The sequence below is a fragment of the Kitasatospora sp. NPDC127121 genome, assembly GCF_042677305.1.
Taxonomy (GTDB): domain Bacteria; phylum Actinomycetota; class Actinomycetes; order Streptomycetales; family Streptomycetaceae; genus Kitasatospora.
Window position 1 is genome coordinate 36,769 of sequence record NZ_JBHXTQ010000041.1, and the last position, 18,209, is coordinate 54,977.

General features: G+C 73.8%; 17 protein-coding genes and 2 riboswitches. Of the genes, 6 read left to right on the forward strand and 11 right to left on the reverse strand.

Annotation, left to right across the window (positions count from 1 at the left end; genetic code table 11):
- Positions 1 to 5: 5 nt before the first annotated feature.
- Both ACFVHI_RS21010 and ACFVHI_RS21015 read right to left on the reverse strand, forming a co-directional pair.
- Positions 6 to 1,079, reverse strand: coding sequence for a peptidase (locus ACFVHI_RS21010; RefSeq protein WP_380341511.1), 1,074 nt, complete (start codon positions 1,077 to 1,079; stop codon positions 6 to 8).
- Positions 1,080 to 1,178: 99 nt separating this feature from the next.
- A riboswitch (cobalamin riboswitch) is annotated at positions 1,179 to 1,319 on the reverse strand.
- 95 nt (positions 1,320 to 1,414) lie between these two features.
- Positions 1,415 to 1,765 (reverse strand): winged helix-turn-helix transcriptional regulator, encoded by a 351-nt coding sequence (locus ACFVHI_RS21015; protein WP_380341514.1) that lies wholly within the window; start codon positions 1,763 to 1,765, stop codon positions 1,415 to 1,417.
- 112 nt (positions 1,766 to 1,877) lie between these two features.
- Between ACFVHI_RS21015 and ACFVHI_RS21020 the strand changes: the two genes are divergently transcribed.
- Complete coding sequence (locus ACFVHI_RS21020; RefSeq protein WP_380341518.1) at positions 1,878 to 2,702, forward strand: polysaccharide deacetylase family protein; 825 nt, start codon at positions 1,878 to 1,880, stop codon at positions 2,700 to 2,702.
- Complete coding sequence (locus ACFVHI_RS21025; RefSeq protein ID WP_380341521.1) at positions 2,699 to 3,625, forward strand: NmrA family NAD(P)-binding protein; 927 nt, start codon at positions 2,699 to 2,701, stop codon at positions 3,623 to 3,625. The genes ACFVHI_RS21020 and ACFVHI_RS21025 overlap by 4 nt, the downstream gene beginning before the upstream one ends.
- 57 nt (positions 3,626 to 3,682) lie before the next feature.
- On the opposite strand, the gene ACFVHI_RS21030 is transcribed toward ACFVHI_RS21025, so the two are convergent.
- From ACFVHI_RS21030 to ACFVHI_RS21050, 5 genes are read right to left on the reverse strand one after another with little or no spacing between them, the layout of a single operon-like run.
- A complete protein-coding gene (locus tag ACFVHI_RS21030) occupies positions 3,683 to 4,459 on the reverse strand; it encodes an enoyl-CoA hydratase (RefSeq protein WP_380341524.1) in 777 nt (258 codons plus the stop codon).
- Positions 4,456 to 5,388, reverse strand: a complete 933-nt coding sequence (gene mmsB / locus ACFVHI_RS21035; protein WP_380341527.1) for a 3-hydroxyisobutyrate dehydrogenase — start codon at positions 5,386 to 5,388, stop codon at positions 4,456 to 4,458. Before mmsB ends, ACFVHI_RS21030 begins: the two co-directional genes overlap by 4 nt.
- Positions 5,385 to 6,458, reverse strand: coding sequence for an enoyl-CoA hydratase/isomerase family protein (locus ACFVHI_RS21040; RefSeq protein ID WP_380341530.1), 1,074 nt, complete (start codon positions 6,456 to 6,458; stop codon positions 5,385 to 5,387). The genes mmsB and ACFVHI_RS21040 overlap by 4 nt, the downstream gene beginning before the upstream one ends.
- A complete protein-coding gene (locus tag ACFVHI_RS21045; RefSeq protein WP_380341533.1) occupies positions 6,458 to 7,597 on the reverse strand; it encodes an acyl-CoA dehydrogenase family protein in 1,140 nt (379 codons plus the stop codon). Before ACFVHI_RS21045 ends, ACFVHI_RS21040 begins: the two co-directional genes overlap by 1 nt.
- A gap of 7 nt (positions 7,598 to 7,604) precedes the next feature.
- Positions 7,605 to 9,104: a CoA-acylating methylmalonate-semialdehyde dehydrogenase gene (locus ACFVHI_RS21050; RefSeq protein WP_380341536.1), complete on the reverse strand. Its 1,500-nt coding sequence runs from the start codon at positions 9,102 to 9,104 to the stop codon at positions 7,605 to 7,607.
- 214 nt (positions 9,105 to 9,318) lie between these two features.
- Positions 9,319 to 9,510, reverse strand: a riboswitch (cobalamin riboswitch).
- A 265-nt stretch (positions 9,511 to 9,775) separates the two neighbouring features.
- Between ACFVHI_RS21050 and ACFVHI_RS21055 the strand changes: the two genes are divergently transcribed.
- The 3 genes from ACFVHI_RS21055 (at position 9,776) to ACFVHI_RS21065 (ending at position 11,914) form a co-directional block, all read left to right on the forward strand.
- Positions 9,776 to 10,234: a BlaI/MecI/CopY family transcriptional regulator gene (locus tag ACFVHI_RS21055; protein WP_380341539.1), complete on the forward strand. Its 459-nt coding sequence runs from the start codon at positions 9,776 to 9,778 to the stop codon at positions 10,232 to 10,234.
- Positions 10,225 to 11,172: a M48 family metalloprotease gene (locus tag ACFVHI_RS21060; RefSeq protein WP_380341542.1), complete on the forward strand. Its 948-nt coding sequence runs from the start codon at positions 10,225 to 10,227 to the stop codon at positions 11,170 to 11,172. Before ACFVHI_RS21055 ends, ACFVHI_RS21060 begins: the two co-directional genes overlap by 10 nt.
- A gap of 199 nt (positions 11,173 to 11,371) precedes the next feature.
- Positions 11,372 to 11,914 (forward strand): MarR family winged helix-turn-helix transcriptional regulator, encoded by a 543-nt coding sequence (locus tag ACFVHI_RS21065; protein ID WP_380341545.1) that lies wholly within the window; start codon positions 11,372 to 11,374, stop codon positions 11,912 to 11,914.
- Positions 11,915 to 11,917: 3 nt separating this feature from the next.
- Here the strand turns inward: ACFVHI_RS21065 and ACFVHI_RS21070 are convergent, their stop codons facing one another.
- Genes ACFVHI_RS21070 through ACFVHI_RS21085 form a run of 4 tightly spaced genes read right to left on the reverse strand, consistent with a single transcriptional unit; the run spans position 11,918 to position 16,804 of the window.
- Positions 11,918 to 13,408, reverse strand: a complete 1,491-nt coding sequence (locus ACFVHI_RS21070; RefSeq protein ID WP_380341548.1) for an ABC transporter ATP-binding protein — start codon at positions 13,406 to 13,408, stop codon at positions 11,918 to 11,920.
- Positions 13,405 to 14,256, reverse strand: coding sequence for an ABC transporter permease (locus ACFVHI_RS21075; RefSeq protein WP_063352237.1), 852 nt, complete (start codon positions 14,254 to 14,256; stop codon positions 13,405 to 13,407). The genes ACFVHI_RS21070 and ACFVHI_RS21075 overlap by 4 nt, the downstream gene beginning before the upstream one ends.
- Complete coding sequence (locus ACFVHI_RS21080; RefSeq protein ID WP_380341550.1) at positions 14,253 to 15,251, reverse strand: ABC transporter permease; 999 nt, start codon at positions 15,249 to 15,251, stop codon at positions 14,253 to 14,255. The genes ACFVHI_RS21075 and ACFVHI_RS21080 overlap by 4 nt, the downstream gene beginning before the upstream one ends.
- Positions 15,248 to 16,804: an ABC transporter substrate-binding protein gene (locus ACFVHI_RS21085; RefSeq protein WP_380341552.1), complete on the reverse strand. Its 1,557-nt coding sequence runs from the start codon at positions 16,802 to 16,804 to the stop codon at positions 15,248 to 15,250. The genes ACFVHI_RS21080 and ACFVHI_RS21085 overlap by 4 nt, the downstream gene beginning before the upstream one ends.
- A gap of 381 nt (positions 16,805 to 17,185) precedes the next feature.
- Between ACFVHI_RS21085 and ACFVHI_RS21090 the strand changes: the two genes are divergently transcribed.
- A complete protein-coding gene (locus tag ACFVHI_RS21090; protein WP_380341555.1) occupies positions 17,186 to 18,166 on the forward strand; it encodes a TauD/TfdA family dioxygenase in 981 nt (326 codons plus the stop codon).
- Positions 18,167 to 18,209: the final 43 nt, after the last annotated feature.

Below are 18,209 nucleotides of genomic sequence, written 5' to 3' on the forward strand. Positions count from 1 at the left end.
GGTGGTCAGTGGGTGGTCGCCGGGCAGGCCGGCACGGGCGCGTCCGGGCGGGCACCGGCGGCGGAGAGGGTGGCCAGCGGGGTGCCGGCCAGGCCGAGGACGGCCTGCGCGGTGGCCCGGGCGCCGGTGGCCGGGTTGAAGCCGGTCGCGTCGTAGGCGACCGCCCCGCGCACGCCCGGGTCCGTGGCGCAGCCCTGCTGGAGCTTGACCAGGCTGCTCCAGCCCTTGAGGCCGGCCCCGAAGCGTCCGCCGGCGAGCAGTGCCTGCGTGGCGAGGCCGGTGGTGTTGGCGTTGGACGCGGCGGCCCCGGCGGCGGAGAAGCCGCCGTCGGCGTTCTGGTGGGCGGCCAGCCAGCCGAGCCCGGCGTCGGCCTTGGCGGTGCGGCCGGTCGCGGCGAGGGCCTGGGCGGCGAGCGCGGTGGCGTCCGGGTCGCTGGCGCAGGTGGCCTGGCCGAAGGAGACCGGGTAACCGCCGTCCGCGCACTGGCTGTCGGCGAGGAAGTCGACGGCGGCCGCCGGGGCGCCGCCGGCCGTGCGGTGCAGGGCGATCAGGGCGAGGGACTGGCCGAAGGCGTTGCTGTAGTCGCCCCACTGGGAGCGGTCGGAGAACCGGCCGTCGGCGGTCTGGAGGGAGCGCAGCCGGGCGGGCAGGTCGACGCCGCCGAAGGCCGTCGGGTTCCCGCCGCGCACCTCGACGGCGAGCAGCAGCTTGGCGGTCGCGCCCGCGTAGGCCTCGGTGGTGCCGTCGCCGAGGTAGCCGGTGATGATCTCGGGCTTGGCCAGCCAGGCGGTGGCCTTCGTGGCGGCCTGGTCGGAGCTGTGCGAGGCGGCGAAGGCCAGCACGGCGTCGATGGTCAGGCCCTGGTCGGGGTAGGCGGTGCCGTTGAAGACGGACTCGAAGTGGTCGCCGTCGACGAGCTGGCGGGCCAGCCAGCCGCCGGCGGCGGCGTCGGGGCGGATCGTCGAGGACGAGGTCGCGCCAGCAGGCGCGGCCTGGGCGGCAGCGGCCGCCGGGAGGACGGTGGCGAGGGCGAGCGCGGGTATCGCGAAGAGGCGCAGGGGGCGTCGGACCAGGGACACGGTGGGCCTTTCCGGGCCCGCACGCAGGGGCCCGGAGGACATCGGCCACAGCCGGGGCAGCCCTCGGAGCTCCGGCCCGCAGACCACGACGGGAGGAGGGGACGACACACCTCCGCCGCCGGGTACTCGGGCTCGCCGCCGGCGTGGAGCCGGCGGCCTACCGTTGCGGGTCAGCGCCGGATTCGAACCGGACTTCCCCCAGCGGCGGAGTCACAACTTGACGGCCCATCATGGCGATACGGAAAAGATCCGGTCAAGGGTTCGTACGTCACATCACGGTGGTCCACACCCGGCTTCGCGACCCGCCCCTCCCGGCCGAGACACCGTCAGTGCGCTCAGTCCGCTCGGGACTCCTGGAATTCCATCACGGCCGCGCCGTGCTCGTGAGCCCACTGAGTCAGCACGGCGATCGGCTTCACCAGCGTCCGGCCCAGGTCCGTCAGCACGTACTCGACCTTCCCGGACTCGGCGTGGCGGTCGACCAGGCCGTACCCCTGCAGGCGGCGCAGCGTCTGGGTCAGCACCTTCCGCGAGATGCCGCCGATCAGGTCGACCAGCTCGCCGTGTCTGCACGGTTCCCGGCTCAACGCGAACAGCACGGCCACCGCCCACTTGTCGGCGATGATCTCGATCGCCAGCCGAGCCGGGCAGTCGGCGAGGAAGACACTGCCGGAGTACTCACGCATGACCCGACGGTAGCCCGCCGCCGGGAACCCGGAGGTACCTACCGCCTCACTAGCGTCCACTGCGGAAGCCATCGAGCCATCGAGCCATCGATCAGGGGAGCAGGGGAGCCGTATGAGGGCAGAGACCGAATGGCCGGGCGGGCGGAAAGTCGTCGCACTGGTCACCGTCGCGCTGGAGCTGTGGTCACCAGGGCACTGGCCCGCCTACGCGCCGATGGCCGCGGCGTGGCCGCTGTCCGGCATCGACGACACACACAGCACCTCCTGGGCGGACTACGGCGTCACCACCGGCATCTGGCGGCTGCTCGACGTCCTGGGTGACCTGCCCGCCACCGTCGGCGTCAGTGGACTGGTGGCCGAGCGGCACCCCGAGACCGTCGAGGCCGTGCACGAGGCGGGTCACGAGATCGCCGCACACTCCTGGGCCCAGGACGTGGTGCCCGCGCTGCTCGACGTCGATGCCGAGCGGGCCAACGTCCTTCGCTGCACCGACATCCTTCGCCGGGTCACCGGTGTTCGCCCGGCGGGGTGGATGAGCCCGCGCGCCACCGGTTCGCGGCACACGGTCGACCTGCTCGCCGAGGCCGGCTACCGCTGGACCGGGGACCACGGCGACCACGACCTCCCGCAGGTCCTGTCCACCGTTCACGGTCCTCTGGTCTCCCTCATGCACAGCGACCACTCCGACGTCCGCGACGCCGCGGCCGGCCCGTACGCCTACCGCGACCTTCACCGTGAGCTGCTGAACCAGCTGCTCGCCGCCCCCGGCCCGGGCGTCTTCCACCTGACCGTCCACGCCCACGTCGGAGGCCGACCGCTCCTCGCGGGCATGGTCGGCCAGGTCCTCGACCACATCCGCGAGTCCGGCGACGTCTGGGTCGCCACCCACGCCCAGCTGGCCGAACACGTCCTGACACACCAGGGAGGAACGCCATGACCCACGTCCTCGTCGTCGGCGGCACCGGAGCCATGGGCAGCCACGTGGTCCGCCACCTGCTGGCCACCACCGACGCCACCGTCACCGTCCCCACCCGCCACCCGGAGTCCGCCCGCGCCACCGGACTCGCCGCCACCGCGCCCGACCGCGTGCGACTGGTCCGCTCCGACCCGGCGGCGCTCGAGGTCCTGATCGGGCAGGCGGACCACGTGTTCGCCAACACCGACTTCTTCGCGACGGGCAGCGCGGTGGGTGAGTACCGGCAGGGGCTGCACTTGCTGGCCGCCGCCGAGCGGGCCGGCGTGGAGCGCTTCATCTGGTCCTCGTTGGACAGCGCGGTGTCCCTGACCGGCCACCCCGTCCCGCATTTCGACAGCAAGGCCGCCGTCGCCGCCCACATCGGCCTGATGCGGTCGGAGGAGATGCTCCGCAAGGAGACCGACGGCTGGTACACGGACCACGTCTCGGTGCTGACCACGGCGCCGTACTTCGAGAACCTGCGGGACCGACTCGCCCCCCGGCCGGACGGCAGGGGCGGCCTGGTCTTCAGGCTCCCCCTCGGCGCCGCCCACTACCCGCTCGTCGCCCTCGACGACATCGCCTGGTTCGCCTGCCACATGTTCGACAACTGGCAGTCCTGGGGCGCCCGCGACCTCGCGGTGATCGGCGACAGCCTCACCGGCGACGAGATCGCCGCCACCTTCGCCCAGGTCACGGACACCCCCAGCACCTACCTCCCGATGCCGCACGACGACCTGCGCACCGCCGTCCCCGGCTTCAGCCACGACTACGCGGCGATGTTCCGGTTCTTCGCCGACCGTGACCTCTACGCCCGAGACCGGGACATCGGCCTCCTGCGCCGCCTGCACCCCGACGTGATGACCTTCGAGGACTGGCTGCACTACACCGGATGGACGGGATGACCAGGACCTTCCCGGTGCGCCACCCCCCGGGCGAGGGGCGGCGCACCGGGCGGGCTGTCAGCGGTTGAGGAACTCCGGCGGGCGCTTCTCGGCGAAGGCCGCCATACCCTCCTTCTGGTCCGCCGTGGCGAACGTGGCGTGGAACAGGCGCCGTTCGAAGCGCACGCCCTCGGCGAGCGTGGTCTCGTACGAGCGGTTGACGCTCTCCTTGAGCATGACCGCAGCCGGGGTGGACATCGCCGCGACGGTCTCGGCCACCGTCAGGGCCTCGGCCAGCAGCTGGTCCGCCGGGACGATCCGGGAGACCAGGCCGGCCCGCTCGGCCTCCTCGGCGCCCATCATCCGGCCGGTCAGGCACAGTTCCATCGCCTTCGCCTTGCCGACCGCCCGGGTCAGCCGCTGCGAGCCGCCGATGCCGGGGATGACACCGAGCTTGATCTCCGGCTGCCCGAACTTCGCGGTGTCCGCCGCCAGCAGGACGTCGCACAGCATCGCCAACTCGCAGCCGCCGCCCAGCGCGTAGCCCGCCACCGCCGCCACCACGGGCTTGCGCAGCGCGGCGAAGCGGTCCCAGGCGGCGAACCAGTCGCCGAGGTAGGCGTCGACGAAGTCGAGGGACTGCATCTCCTTGATGTCGGCGCCGGCCGCGAACGCCTTCTCCGAGCCGGTGATGACCAGGCAGCCGATCTCCGGGTCACGGTCGAACTCCGTTGCCGCCTGCACGACTTCGTTCATCAGGAGGGTGTTGAGCGCGTTGAGCGCCTTGGGCCGGTCGAGCGTGATCAGCCCCACCCGGCCCTTGCGCTCGACCAGGATCGTCTCGTAGCCGGTCACTTGCCGTCCTCCCTCAGGGTGGTGATGATCGCCGAGAAGTCCAGGCCGGCGTCGTCGTCGGCCTGCGCGAAGTCCGCGTACAGCTGTGCCGCCCTGCGTCCGAGTTCGGTGGGCAGGCCGGCGGCCTCGGCGGCCCCGGCGGCGAGGCCGAGGTCCTTGGCCATCAGGGCGGCGGCGAACCCGGCCGCGTAGTCGCGGTTGGCCGGGCTGGCCGGCACCGGCCCGGGGACGGGGCAGTTGGTGGTGAGCGCCCAGCACTGGCCGGAGGCGGTCGAGGCGACGTCGTAGAGCGCCTGGTGGCTGAGCCCGAGGCTCTCCCCGAGCACGAAGGCCTCGCTGACCGCGATCATCGAGATGCCCAGGATCATGTTGTTGCAGATCTTCGCGGCCTGCCCCGCACCGGGGGGTCCGCAGTGCACGACCTTGCGGCCCATCGCCTCCAGCACCGGTCGGGCCGCCTCGAAGTCCGGCTCGGCGGCTCCGACCATGAAGGTGAGGCTCGCGGCCGTGGCGCCGACCACCCCGCCGGAGACCGGCGCGTCCACGGCCCGGTGCCCGGCGTTCACGGCGAGGTCGTGCGCCGCCCGGGCGTCCGCGACGTCGATCGTGGAGCAGTCGACGAAGAGCGTTCCCGGGCGGGCGGCGGGCAGCAGGTCCGCGTAGGCGGCCAGCACGTGCCGGCCGGCCGGCAGCATGCTGATGACGACGTCGGCCTCCCGTACCGCCTCGGTCGCGGACCGCGCCGGACGGACGCCGCTCTCCGTCCGGGACGCCCGCCGCAGCGCCTCCGGCGCCAGGTCGTAGCCGGTCACGGTGTGTCCGGCCGTGGCGAGGTTGGCGGCCATCGGGCCGCCCATGTTGCCGAGTCCGATGAATCCGATGACTCCGTTGAATCCGTTGAATCCGTTGAATCCGTTGCGGTGGGTCACCAGCGCTCCAGGGGTGTGGTGGGGGCCAGGCCGAGTTCCCGGTCGCCGAGCGGGGCGAAGTAGCGGGCCACCGTGGCGGGCTCGACGGCGCTCAGCGTCGACGGGTTCCACCGCGGGGAGCGGTCCTTGTCGATCACCTGGGCGCGGATCCCCTCGGCCAGGTCCGGCGTGGAGAGCGCCGCGCAGGAGGTCCGGTACTCCTGGTCGAGGACGGCCTCCAGCGGGCCGAGGGTGCGGGCCCGGCGCAGGGCGGCGAGGGTGGCCTTCACGGCGGCGGGCGAGTTGGCGGCGATCCGGTCCGCGGCCTCCTTGGCCTCCGGTTCGCCGCTGTCCCGCAGGCGGTCGAGGATCTCCTCCACGGTGTCGGCCCCGTAGCAGTGGTCGATCCAGGCCCGCCGGCCGTCCAGCACGCCGGCCGGTGCGGGCCCGACGTTCCGTTCGAGGGCGTCGTGCACGGGGAGTTCGGCCAGGTCGTCCAGCAGCGCGGGCAGCCGCTCGGCCGGGACGAAGTGGTCGGCGAGGCCGCAGAGCAGCGCGTCACCGGCGCCGACGGAACCCGCGGTCAGGGCGAGGTGGGTACCCAGCTCTCCCGGTGCGAGGGCGAGCAGGTAGGTGCCGCCGACGTCGGGGACGAAGCCGATGCCGGCCTCGGGCATGGCGATGCGTGTGGTCCCGGTGACGATCCGGACGCTGCCGTGGGCGGAGACCCCGACCCCGCCGCCCATCACGATGCCGCTCATGAGCGCGACGTAGGGCTTGGGGTAGCGGGCGATGCGGGCGTTGAGGCGGTACTCGTCGCGCCAGAACTCCTCGACGGCGCCCGGGTCCGCGCCGGTGGCGGCGCGGTGGATGGCGACGATGTCGCCGCCGGCGCAGAAGGCCCGCTCACCGGCGCCGGTGATGACCACGGTTTCGACCCGCTCGTCCTCCTCCCACGCGTCCAGGGCTTCGGAGATCCTTCGCACCATGCCGTGGGTGAGGGCGTTCAGGGCTGCGGGGCGGTTGAGGACGATCAGGCCGGCCCGGCCCTCGCGGTGGACCAGGACCTCGTCGAGGTCGTTCCCGGCCATCACGCGGCCCCGGTCAGGCCGCGGGCAACGATGACGCGCATGATCTCGTTGGTTCCTTCCAGGATCTGGTGCACCCGCAGGTCGCGGACGATCTTCTCGATGCCGTACTCGGCCAGGTAGCCGTAGCCGCCGTGCAGTTGGAGCGCCTGGTTGGCGACCTCGAAGCCGGTGTCGGTGGCGTGCCGCTTGGCCATCGCGCACAGCTCCGGCGCTCTGGGGTCCCCCCGGTCCAGGGCCGAGGCGGCCCGCCAGAGCAGCGACCTGGCCGCCTCCAGCTCCGTGGCCATGTCGGCGAGCCGGAACTGCAGCGCCTGGGCGTGCAGGAGCCGGGCGCCGAACGCCTCGCGGTCCGCCAGGTAGCGGGTGGCCCGCTCCAGGGCGTCCTGCGCTCCGCCGAGGGAGCAGGCGGCGATGCCGAGCCGGCCTCCGTTCAGCCCGTTCATGGCGATCCGGAAGCCCTCGCCCTCGACTCCGAGGAGGCGGTCGGCCGGGAGCCGGACGCCGTCCAGCCGCACCTGGCGGGTGGGCTGGGCGTTCCAGCCCATCTTCTTCTCGTCGGGCCCGAACGAGACGCCGGCGTCGTCGCGTTCGACGACGAACGCGGACACCCCGCCGGCCCCCGGTCCGCCGGTGCGGGCCATCACCAGGTAGACCCGGGAGGCCCCTGCGCCCGAGATGAACTGCTTGACGCCGTCGAGGACCCAGTGGTCGCCGTCCCGGCGGGCTCGGGTGGTCAGTGCCGCCGCGTCCGAGCCCGCGCCGGGCTCGGTGAGGCAGTAGCTGGCGGGGGTCGCCATGGCGCTGAGGCCCGGCAGCCACCGGGCGCGCTGGGCGTCGTCGCCGTAGCGGTCGATCATCCAGGCGACCATGTTGTGGATGGACAGGTAGGCGGCGATGGACGGGCAGCCGGTGGCCAGCGCCTCGAACACGAGCACGCCGTCGGCGCGGGTGAGTCCGGAGCCGCCGGACTCCTCGCGGACGTAGACACCGGCCAGGCCGACGTCCGCCGCCTTGCGCAGCACGTCCACCGGGAAGTGCTTGGCCTGGTCCCACGCGACCGCGTTCGGCGCCAGGTGTTCGTGGGCGAAGGCCCGGGTGGTCGCCGCGATGGCGAGCTGGTCCTCTGTGAGGTCGTGCACGGCGCCCTCAGCCCATCGTCGGGATGGTGAAGCTCGCGCCCTCCTTGACCCCGGAGGGCCAGCGCGAGGTGACGGTCCGGGTGCGGGTGTAGAAGCGGATCGAGTCCGGCCCGTGCTGGTTGAGGTCGCCGAACCCGGAGCGCTTCCAGCCGCCGAAGGTGTGGTACGCGACCGGCACGGGGATCGGCACGTTGACGCCGACCATGCCGGTGTTCACCCGGCGGGCGAAGTCCCGCGCCGTGTCGCCGTCCCGGGTGTAGATGGCCACGCCGTTGCCGAACTCGTGCTCGCCGGGCAGGCGCAGCGCCTCCTCGTAGTCGGCGGCGCGGAGCACGGTCAGGACGGGGCCGAAGATCTCCTCCCGGTAGATCCGCATGTCCGGCGTGACGCGGTCGAACAGCGAGGCGCCGAGGAAGTAGCCGTCCTCGTGCCCCTCCAGCCGGAAGTCCCGCCCGTCGACGACGAGTTCGGCGCCCTCCTCGACCCCGAGGTCCAGGTAGCCGCGGACCCGCTCCAGCGCGTCGGCGCCGACCAGCGGGCCGAAGTCCGCCGCCGGGTCGTCCGAGCGCCCGACCTTCAGCGCGGCGATCCGCTCGACCAGTTTGGCCACCAGGGCGTCGGCGGTCTCCTCCCCCACCGGGACGGCCACCGAGATCGCCATGCAGCGCTCGCCGGCCGAGCCGTAGCCGGCGCCGATCAGCGCGTCCGCGGCCTGGTCGAGGTCGGCGTCCGGCATCACGACCAGGTGGTTCTTGGCGCCGCCGAAGCACTGCGCCCGCTTCCCGTGCGCGGCGGCGGTGGCGTACACGTACTGGGCGATCGGTGTGGAGCCGACGAACCCGACCGCCTGCACCCGCGGGTCCTCCAGCAGGGTGTCGACGGCCTCCTTGCCGCCGTTGACCACGTTCAGCACGCCCGGCGGCAGCCCGGCCTCCAGGAACAGCTCGGCGAGGCGCAGCGGCACCGAGGGGTCGCGCTCCGAGGGCTTGAGGACGAAGGCGTTGCCGCAGGCGATGGCGGGTGCGGCCTTCCAGAGCGGGATCATCGCGGGGAAGTTGAACGGCGTGATGCCCGCGACCACGCCGAGCGGCTGGCGCATCGAGTACACGTCGATGCCGGTGCCCGCGTTGTCGCTGAACTCGCCCTTCAGTAGGTGCGGGATGCCGGCGGCGAACTCCACGACCTCCAGGCCGCGTTGGATGTCCCCGTGGGCGTCGGCCACGGTCTTGCCGTGCTCGGCGGACAGCAGCCGGGCCAGCTCCTGCTTCTCCTGCTCGACGAGTTGGAGGAAGCGCAGCAGGACGCGGGCGCGCCGCTGCGGGTTCCACGCGGCCCATGCGGGCTGGGCCTGCGCGGCGTCGGCGATCACCGCCTCGACCTCGGCCCGGCTCGCCAGCGGCACCCGGGCCTGCACCCGGCCGGTGTTGGGGTCGTACACGTCGCCGAAGCGACCGGAGGTGCCGGCGGTGGGCTTGCCGGCGACGAAGTGGGTCAGTTCTCGGACCATCGGGTTCCTTCTCTCGACAGGTGGGGAGAGGAGGAGGATCGGAGGCCGCCGCCCGTCGGCGGGCACACGGTGGTGCGCCCCGCGACACGGGCGTGCGGCGGCGGAACGGAACGTCAGGGCGTCGGGGCCCCGGCGGCCGTCGGCACGGGACGACCAGGAGCGGCAGTGGAGCGGGAGCAGCCCGGAGTCATGCGTGTCGTCTCCATCCTCGTGGAAAACACGGAACACCCGCGGCCGGTATCCTGACTCCCGGATCACCGCACGCCCCCAGGCCTTCCCGGCTGGCTGCCAGTGGCCTTCGTCTGCGAGGACGAACTCCCCGGTCACAGTGGCGGGACCGTGCCGGACTCACACCGGCTTCCCTGACACCGCGGACCTGCCGTCGACCATATAGTTGGACGTCCTAGTAAGTCCAGAGGCCCGCACGCGCGTTGCGCCATCGGCTTTCCACCGCGCCGAGCGGCACGTGACCGGACGGCGTCCGCCATCAGGCACCCGGCAGCGCGGGGCCACGAGCCCGTAAAGTTAGCTGAGGCACACCTAAGCAACACAGGCCGGGCCCATCTTCGCCATACCGGCGCGGGCAGGCCTCGGCCGCCGACCGCTGTCGGCGCCGGAGGTGCGCCTGCCGGGAGTGTGCCTGCCGGGAGTGTCGGGACAGGGAGAACGATGTGAGGGTCGGTCGGGACGCCAGGCGTCCGCACGGGGAACTGGTCGCGGACGTGCTGGCGGTGTTGTGGGCGGCCGGCGAGCCGCTGACCGCCCAGCAGGTCAAGGAGGCGCTGGACCACGGGCTGGCCCGCACCACCGTGACGACGATCCTCACGCGCCTGCACGAGAAGGGGACCCTGGTCCGCAGCCGCCCCGCGCGGTCCTTCGCCTACGCCCCGGTGGAGGACGCCGCCGGACTGGCGGCCGGGCGCATGCGCCGGGAGTTGGAGAAGGAACCCCAGCGCGACCTCGTGCTGAAGCGGTTCGTCTCCTCCCTGTCCGAGGACGACGAGGACGTCCTGCGCCGCCTGCTCCTCGATGCCCAGACCGAGGCCCAGAGCGAGGCCCAGACCGGGGCCAGGGCCGCGACCGCGGCGGACTCCGGCAGGCCCGGGCCCGAGGACGACGCATGGGCCTGATCCTGACGATCGTCGCCCTGGCCCTGCTGCTCCCCTGGGCCGCGGCGCCCGCCGCACGCCGCTTGGCCCTGCTGCTCCCTCCGCGCGAAGCCTCGCTCGCGCTCACGGGCGCGGCCGTCCTGCTGGCGGGCGGTACCGTCGCGGCACTCGCCGGGCTGTTCCACGTCCCGTTCCTGGCAGGCCTGGAGCACCTGCCGCTGTCCGGCGTCGTCGCCCGGTGGCCGGCGGTGGTGCCGGTGTCCTGCGCTGCCGGGGCCGCGCTGGCCGTCCAGGCCGTACGGCTGACGCTGCGGTGGCGCGGGCACCGCGTGCTCCTCGCCCGTGCCTGGCGCCTGACCGCTGATGCGACGAGCGACGGCGACCTGCTCGTGGTCGCGGGCAAGGACGCCGAGGCCTTCGCCCTGCCCGGCCACCGGGGGCGCCCCGGCCGCGTCGTCGTCTCGGCCGGCATGCTGAGCGCGCTGGGCCCGGCGGAGCGCGCGGTGCTGCTCGCCCACGAGCGCGCCCACCTGCGCGGGCGCCACCATCTGCTGTCCGCCGCCGTCGACCTCGCCGCCGCCGTACACCCGGCGTTGGCCCGGCTGCGGGCCGACCTCGACTACCACCTGGAACGCTGGGCCGACGAGCAGGCCGCCGCCGCGGTCGCCGACCGGCGCACCGCCGCGACCGCCATCGCCCGGGCGGCCCTGGCCGGATCGCCGTCCGCCCGCCGAACCGCCGGGCCCCTGCTGTCCGTGAGCACCGGCCCCGTGCCCCAGCGCGTCCAGGCCCTCCTGGGCCCCGCACCCGCCCGCCCGACCGGCCGCAGGGCGCGGGCCGCCGTCGCCCTGGTCGCCGCCGTCACGGTCGCGGCCCTGCTCGGCGCGGCCTTGGCCTACGGGCTGCACGAGTACGTCGAGTACGCGGCCCGGACCCTGAGGGCCCACGGCACGGTCTGACGACATCGATGTAGACCAACCGTGCGGGTCCGGGTATGGTGAGGCTCGGCTTACCCGTGCGGGCCTTGGCGCAGCCGCCCGCCCGCCGGCGATCAGCGGCCGCGTTCACTCCGGCCTCCGGGCTCGGCGTCCCCGCGCGGGTGCCGCCACCATGGCCCCGGTCCGAGAACACGGCGGCCACCGGACGATGGGACCTGGCGTGTACGACGGGAGGACGGGCTCGACGAGCCCCTTCGAACAGACCGTCTACCTCCTGTCGACGGCCGGCAGGGCGGTCGACCGGCTGCTGGCCGACCGGCTCGACGCGAGGGGAATGGGCCCGGCCCATCAGACGCTGCTGTCCGCACTCGCCCAGCTGGGGCCGCACGGGCGCCGCGACCTCACCGAGCACGCCGCCGCAACCGCAACCGCCGCAACCGGGGCCGACTCCGCCCAGGCACTGGACGACCTCCTGTCGGCAGGCCTGGTGCACTCCATGGTCGTCCAGATCGGCGGGCGGCAGGAGGTGCTGACGATCACCCCGGCCGGGCAGGCAGCGCTGGACGTGCTGCACGACGACGCATCCGCCGTCCAAGGCGACCTGCTCGCCTCGTTGACGAAGGGCCAGCGCGCCGAACTCAACTCCCTGCTGCGGCGGGTGTGCACGGCGGCCGCCCGCGGCGCGGGACACCGCACACCCCCGCCCTCGGGCCCCGGCTGGGTGCTCACCGGCGGGCAGCGCCGACGGTGGATCTCCGAGTAGGAGTCAGCGGACGCCGGCGGGCTGCTGCGCGGTGAGCGGTGCGGAGTGGGAGCCCGCGAGAGGCAGGACGTGGTCGGCGTGGCCCGTGACGAGGGGGAGGTCGTGGCTGACGAGGACCACCGCCAGGCCCCGGCTGGTGCGCAGGTCGTCGAGAAGGTCCATGAGCGCGGCGGCGGTGTCGGTGTCGAGGGCGGAGGTGACCTCGTCGCAGAGCAGGACGTCGGGTTCGGCGGCCAGGGCGCGGGCGAGGGAGACGCGCTGGCGTTGGCCGCCGGAGAGTTCGTGGGGGTGGCGGGTCGCGTAGTGCGGGGGCAGGCCGACGGCGGTGAGCAGTTCGGCGACGCGCTCCTCGCACCGGGCGGCGGGAAGGCCGAAGTGCAGCTTCAGCGGCCGGGTGAGGGTGGCACCGACGGTGTGGGCCGGGTTGAGGGCGCCGAGGGGGTTCTGGGGGACGAGCTGGATGCGGCGGCGCTGGTCGCGGCTGCGGCGCCGGTAGGACGGGGCCAGGTGTTCGCCGTGGAGGATGACGCTGCCGGACTCGGGCCGGTGAAGGCCGGCCAGGGTGCGCAGCAGCGTGCTCTTGCCGCATCCGGACGGGCCGGTGATCCCGGTCAGCGTGCCGGGCATCAGGGCGAGGTCGACGGCGGCGAAGACGCGGTGGCGGGTGCGGACCGTGCCGATGCCGGCGCTGAGCGCCTTCACCTCCACGACGGGCGGCATTCCGGAGGCGGCCCTGGTACGAACGCGTGCGGCCTGCACGGCCGTTGCCGGCACAACCCCAGCCCCAGACCCCGCCGGGGCCGGGGCCGGGGCCGCAGGAAGGCGGTCGGGCCACAGGGCCAGCACGTCGTCGGCGCAGCGGGCGACGAAGTCCGGGTCGTGGCTGGTGAGGGCGATGGCGAGGCCGTCGGAGTCGGCGATCTCGCGCAGCAGGTCGGCGATGTCGTCGCGCAGGGCCGGGTCGAGGCCGGCGGTGGGTTCGTCGAGGAGGAGGATCTCGGGCCGTCGGGCGAGGGCGCGGGCAAGGGCGACACGCCGCTGCTGACCGCCGGACAGGCCTGCGGGGCGGCGGTGTTCGAGGCGCTCGCCGACCGGCAGGCGGACGGCGCGCAGCAGGTCGGGTACGGAGGTTCGGCGGCGGTCGGCGGCGGTCTCGGTCAGGAGGCGGTCGACGCGCATGCGCGGGTTGAGGTCTGAGCCCGGGTCCTGGCCGACGAAGGCGAGCTTGTGGCGGCGAAGGCGGCGCAGGTCCTCGGGCGGGAGGGCGAGGATGTCGTGGCCGAGGACGTCGAGGGTGCCGGTGGTGACGCGGGCGCCTGGCGGGAGGGCTCCGGCGAGGGCGCGCAGGAGGGTGGTCTTGCCGGCGCCGGAGGGGCCGGTGACGGCGGTGACCCGGCCCGGGGTGAGGGCGAGAGTGGCGTCGGTGAGCAGGGGCGTACCCGCGAGGGCGATGGACAGGCCAGTGGCGCGGGCGGCGGGGGCGGCGATACTCACAGCGGGGTCTCCGGGGTCGGCCGGGCGGGGGCGAGGGCTTCGGCGGCGAGGTTGACGCTGATGGCGAGCAGCCCGATGGCCAGGCACGGCGCGCCGACCGCCCAGGGGTTGAGGGTGATCCCGGCGGCGTTCTCGCGGATCATCAACGCCCAGTCGGCTTCCGGGGGTTGGGGGCCGAGCTGGAGGAAGGCGGCGACCGAGACGATGTAGACGCCTTCGACGAAGCGCAGGCCGAACAGGGCGAGGAGGGTGGAGCGCAGGTTGGGCAGCACCTCGCGGACCGTCAGGTGCCACAGGCGTTCGCCGCCGACGGCCGCGGCCTCGACGTAGCCGGTGGCGGCGATGGGGGCGGCTGCCGCGGCGACGATGCGCACGGCGTAGGGAATGCCCAGGAGGGTGGCGGCGGCTGCGACGGCCAGGCGTCCCCCGGCGGGCCAGGCCAGGGCGATGAGCATGATGGCGAGGACGGAGGGCAGGAGGATCGTCAGGTCGGCGGCGCGTTCGATCCACCGGCCGAGCCGGGGCCGCAGGACGGCGAGGATGCCGAGGACGGTGGCCGCCGCCGTGACGACCAGGGCGATGGCCACGGCTGTGGCGATCAGGGGTGCGCCGCCGGTCAGCAGGCGGCTGAGGACGTCGCGGCCGAGCTGGTCACCGCCGAGCGGCGCGTCGCCGCCGGCTTCGGCGTAGGGGAAGGTGACGGGGGTGTCGATGGGGTGAGGGGCGAGGAGCGGTCCGGCGAGGGCGAGGAGGACGAGCAGGAGCGCGGGGACGGCGCGGACGAGCACGTGCCTGCGTCGCCGGGTGGCGGGCGCGGGGGCCGCTGCGGTCGGGGCATCGGCGGTCATCGGCGCTCCTCTCCGAGGGCGGTGGTGCGGATGAGGTCGGCCAGCAGCAGGAGCAGGCTGATGGCGGCGCCGGCCGCGGCCACGACTCCGGCGACGAGCGGGGTGTCACGGTCGGCGATGGCCCCGGCCAGGACGGCGCCGATGCCGGGGTAGTTGAAGAGGGTCTCGACGACGACGGTGCCGCCCAGCAGCATGCCGGCGGAGGTGGCGATGCCGACGGCGATGGCGGACAGGGCGCCGGGGAGCATGTGGTGGCTGAGGATGCGTCGGCGCGCGAGGCCGTCGAGGACGGCGGCCTGGACGTGCGGCAGCGCGGCCTGGTCGGCGAGCGCGCCGCGCACGATGCGGGTGTTCCAGCCGATCTGGGGGACGGCCAGTGAGAGCACCGGCAGGACGAGCATGGTCCAGGACTCGGGGGCTCCGTCGGGGCCGGTGAGGGTGACGGCGGGCAGCCAGCCGGTCCACTGGGACAGCACGAGCAGGAGGGCGACGGAGACGACGAACTCCGGGAGGGCGAACGCGGCGGTGGAGGCGGCGTCGATGGCGCGGTCGGCGCGTCCGCCGGGGCGCAGGGCGGCCCAGCTCCCCAGCGCGAGGGCGCCGATGGTGCTCAGGGCGAGGGCGAGGGTGCCCAGGAGCAGGGTGTTGGGGAAGGGGCCGGCGAGGACGTCGGTGACGTGCTGGCCGCGCGCGGTGACGCCGAGGTCGCCGGTGGGCAGGCCGGTCATCCAGTCCCAGAAGCGTTCGGCCACCGGGCGGTCGAGCCCGAGGGCGCTGCGGCGGGCGGCGAGGTCGGCGGCGGTGACCCCGCGCTCGGCGGTCGCGCCGGCGGCGTCGCCCGGGAGCAGCTCGACGGCGGCGAAGACGCCGGCGAGCAGGACGACGAGCAGGGCCAGGCGCCGGGCCGCCTGCCGGGCGACCCGGCCCGCACCGGGGAGGATGCGGGCCGGGGTGCCCTGCGGCGCGCGGGCGCCGGCCGGCTGAAGCGTGGTCAACGCGCCAGCCAGGTCTTCTCGAGCTGGACGCGGCCGTAGCCGGGAAGCCTGGGCAGGTCGCGCACGGCGGCTCCGGCGAGGTCGATGCCGTCGGCCATGCCCCACAGCAGGTAGCCGGACTCGGCGAACTCGATCTCCTGGAGCCGGTACAGCAGCTTGTCGCGCGCGGCGGCGTCGGCGGTGCCCATGGCCGTGCGGTAGGCCTCGTCGAATGCGGGGTCCTTGAAGGCGGACTCGTTCTGGCCGGCGTCGGAGAGCATCGTCTTGGAGGCGAAGAAGACGACCGAGTCGTTGGTGCCCCAGTACGTCGTGTAGAGCGGCGCCTTGAGCCAGGTGGCGTCCCAGAAGACCTTGGAGTCCTGCTTCACGACGTTGATCTTCACGCCGGCCTCGCGGACCTGGGTGGCGAACAGGGTCGCGGATTCGGCGAGGCCGGAGACGTCCTCGGTGGTGATCAGGTCGTAGGTCCGGGAGGTGTCGAACCCGGCGTCGGAGAGCAGTTGCTTGGCCTTGGCGAGGTCGCGCCCCCGCTGCGGTATGTCCTTGGCGAAGGCGGGGTCGCCGGTGCCGAGGATGTCGTTGGCGACGCTGCCGTAGCCGGAGAGGACCTGCTTGACCATGGCGTCGCGGTCGACCGCCAGCTTCAGGGCCTCGCGCACCCGTGCGTCGGCGAACGGGCCGTCGGCGGTGCGCATGACGACGGGCATCGCCATGTCGTTGGGGCGGCGCAGGATCTGGACGTCCTTGCGGGCCTCGGCGGTGCGGGCGGCGACGGCGCCGACGTTGGAGGCGAGGTCGATCTGCCCGGCGAGCAGGGCGTTGGCCATGGCCTGCGGGCTCTCGAACAGGCGCACCTCGACGGCGTCGAGCAGCACCTTGCCTCCGTACCAGTTGTCGTTGCGCACCAGCCGGGCGTTGCCGTCGCGGTACCAGTCGAGCTTGAACGGGCCGGTGCCGGGGGCGCCGGCGATCGCGTCGTCCTTGGTGTCCTTCTTCAGGACGAAGGTGGTCAGACGGGTCAGCAGCGGCAGATCCGCGTTGGGGTAGTCGGAGACCAGGACGACGGTCTTCGCGTCCTCGGCCCTGATGCCCTCGGGCTGGATGCCTGGCAGCCGGCTCTTGCCCGCCGGGGTGTTGCGCAGGCGCTGCAGCGACCAGACCACGTCGGCGGCGGTGACCGGGGTGCCGTCGTGGAACGTCGCGCCGTCGGCGATCGTGAAGCGCCAGGTCTTCAGGTCCTCCGACGGCTTCCAGGAGGCCAGGCGCGGGACGGTGTTGGCGGTGGATCCGGGAACGGCCAGCGTGTCGTAGAGCAGACTGATGATCAGGTAGTCGCTCTCGTTGGCCTGCGTGCCGTGCGGGTCACGGGTGATCGCGGAGGCCTTGCCGAGAGCACCGACCTTCAGCGTCCCCCCGGCGCGGGGCTGCGAGGACACCGCGCCCGCGGACGCGGCGTCCTTGGATCCGCCCGCGCCACTGCCGCAGGCGGCGAGCGCGCCGGCCGCCCCGATACCGGCACCGGCCCACAGCAGCTGTCGTCTGGTGACGCCCACGTTCGTTCCTCGATTCGGGTTGAGCTCGATTTGCTTAGGCTTACCTACCCTAAGTTTGAGACGGGTCGCAAGCCGCCCGACGGAGCGCACCGGCCCACCGGGCGTGCGCCCCCCTGCCGCAAACAGCAATCCGAGCAGCGGAGTTGCCCCCGCGCGGCAGGTGCGCCGCCACCCCGAACTGAGACTACGTAAATGTAGACATCTGATCGGGTAAGGCTTGCCTTACCTCGAAGTCGTTGTTACGTTTCCTGTCGTCCGGCCGTCCGAGCCGACCCGGACCCCAAGCCTCACGCGCTGCTCCCGCCCGCCGTCCCGCACCGGCGCGGTGATGCCGCGTGCCCGCAACACCTCTCCCCACCCCTGCCCACGGAAGGCCCCGCCGTGCCCACCTGCCCTGCCCCGGTACGCCGTCTCGACACCGCCGCCACCGCGGAACTGACCGCCACCGCCGCCAAGCTGCTGGACTTCCACGGCTCCGCGACCAGTCCCCGCCTGCTGGCCGACCTGCCCGTGATGTGCGCCCAGCTCAGCCGCGAACTCCGGCACGCACTACGGCCCGTGGACACCGCCGACGGCCTGTTCGTGCTGCGCGGACTGCACCCGGACGACACGGAGCTGGGCCCGACACCCGGCCACTGGTCGACCGTCGGGGACGCGGGCGCGCTGTGGGACGTCGTGCTGCTGCTCGTCTCCACGCTGATGGGGACCCCGATCGCCTGGGACGGCCAGCAGGAAGGCCGGTTCGTGCACAACATCGTCCCCTCGCCCGGCCACGAGAGCGAGCAGACCGGTGCCTCCAGCTCCGTCCTGCTCACCCCGCACACCGAGGACGCCTTCCACCCCGGCCGCGCCCACCTGCTCCTGCTGTGCTGCATGCGCAACCACGACAACATCGCCACCACCGCGGCCAGCATCCGCCTCACCGACCTCGCCGACGAGGACGTCGCCCAGCTCAAGCGTCCGATCGTGCCGATCCTGCCCGACGACGCCTACGAGCAGGCCCGGCAGTTCGCCGGCCGACCCGCACCGGTGCCCACCCTCTTCTCGGCACCCGAGGGCCTGACCATGCGCTTCGACCCCGCCTACACGCCGGTCGAGGACGCCGACGAGACCTGGCGCGCGGCCTACCGGCGACTGGAGGACGAACTCGCCCGCGTCTCGGTGGCAGTGAGCCTGGAGCCGGGCGACGTGCTGGTCGTCGACAACGACATCGTCGTCCACGGCCGCGTCCCCTTCCGGGCGCGCTACGACGGCACCGACCGCTGGCTCAAGCGCGCCTCCGTGCGCGTCGAGGGCCGCCCCACCCGCCCGGTCGCCGAACACGACGAACACGGCTACGGCCAGGCCGCGCTCACCGCCTGACCTGCCTTCCTGCTCTCCTGCCATACCGACTTACCGCCTTCCA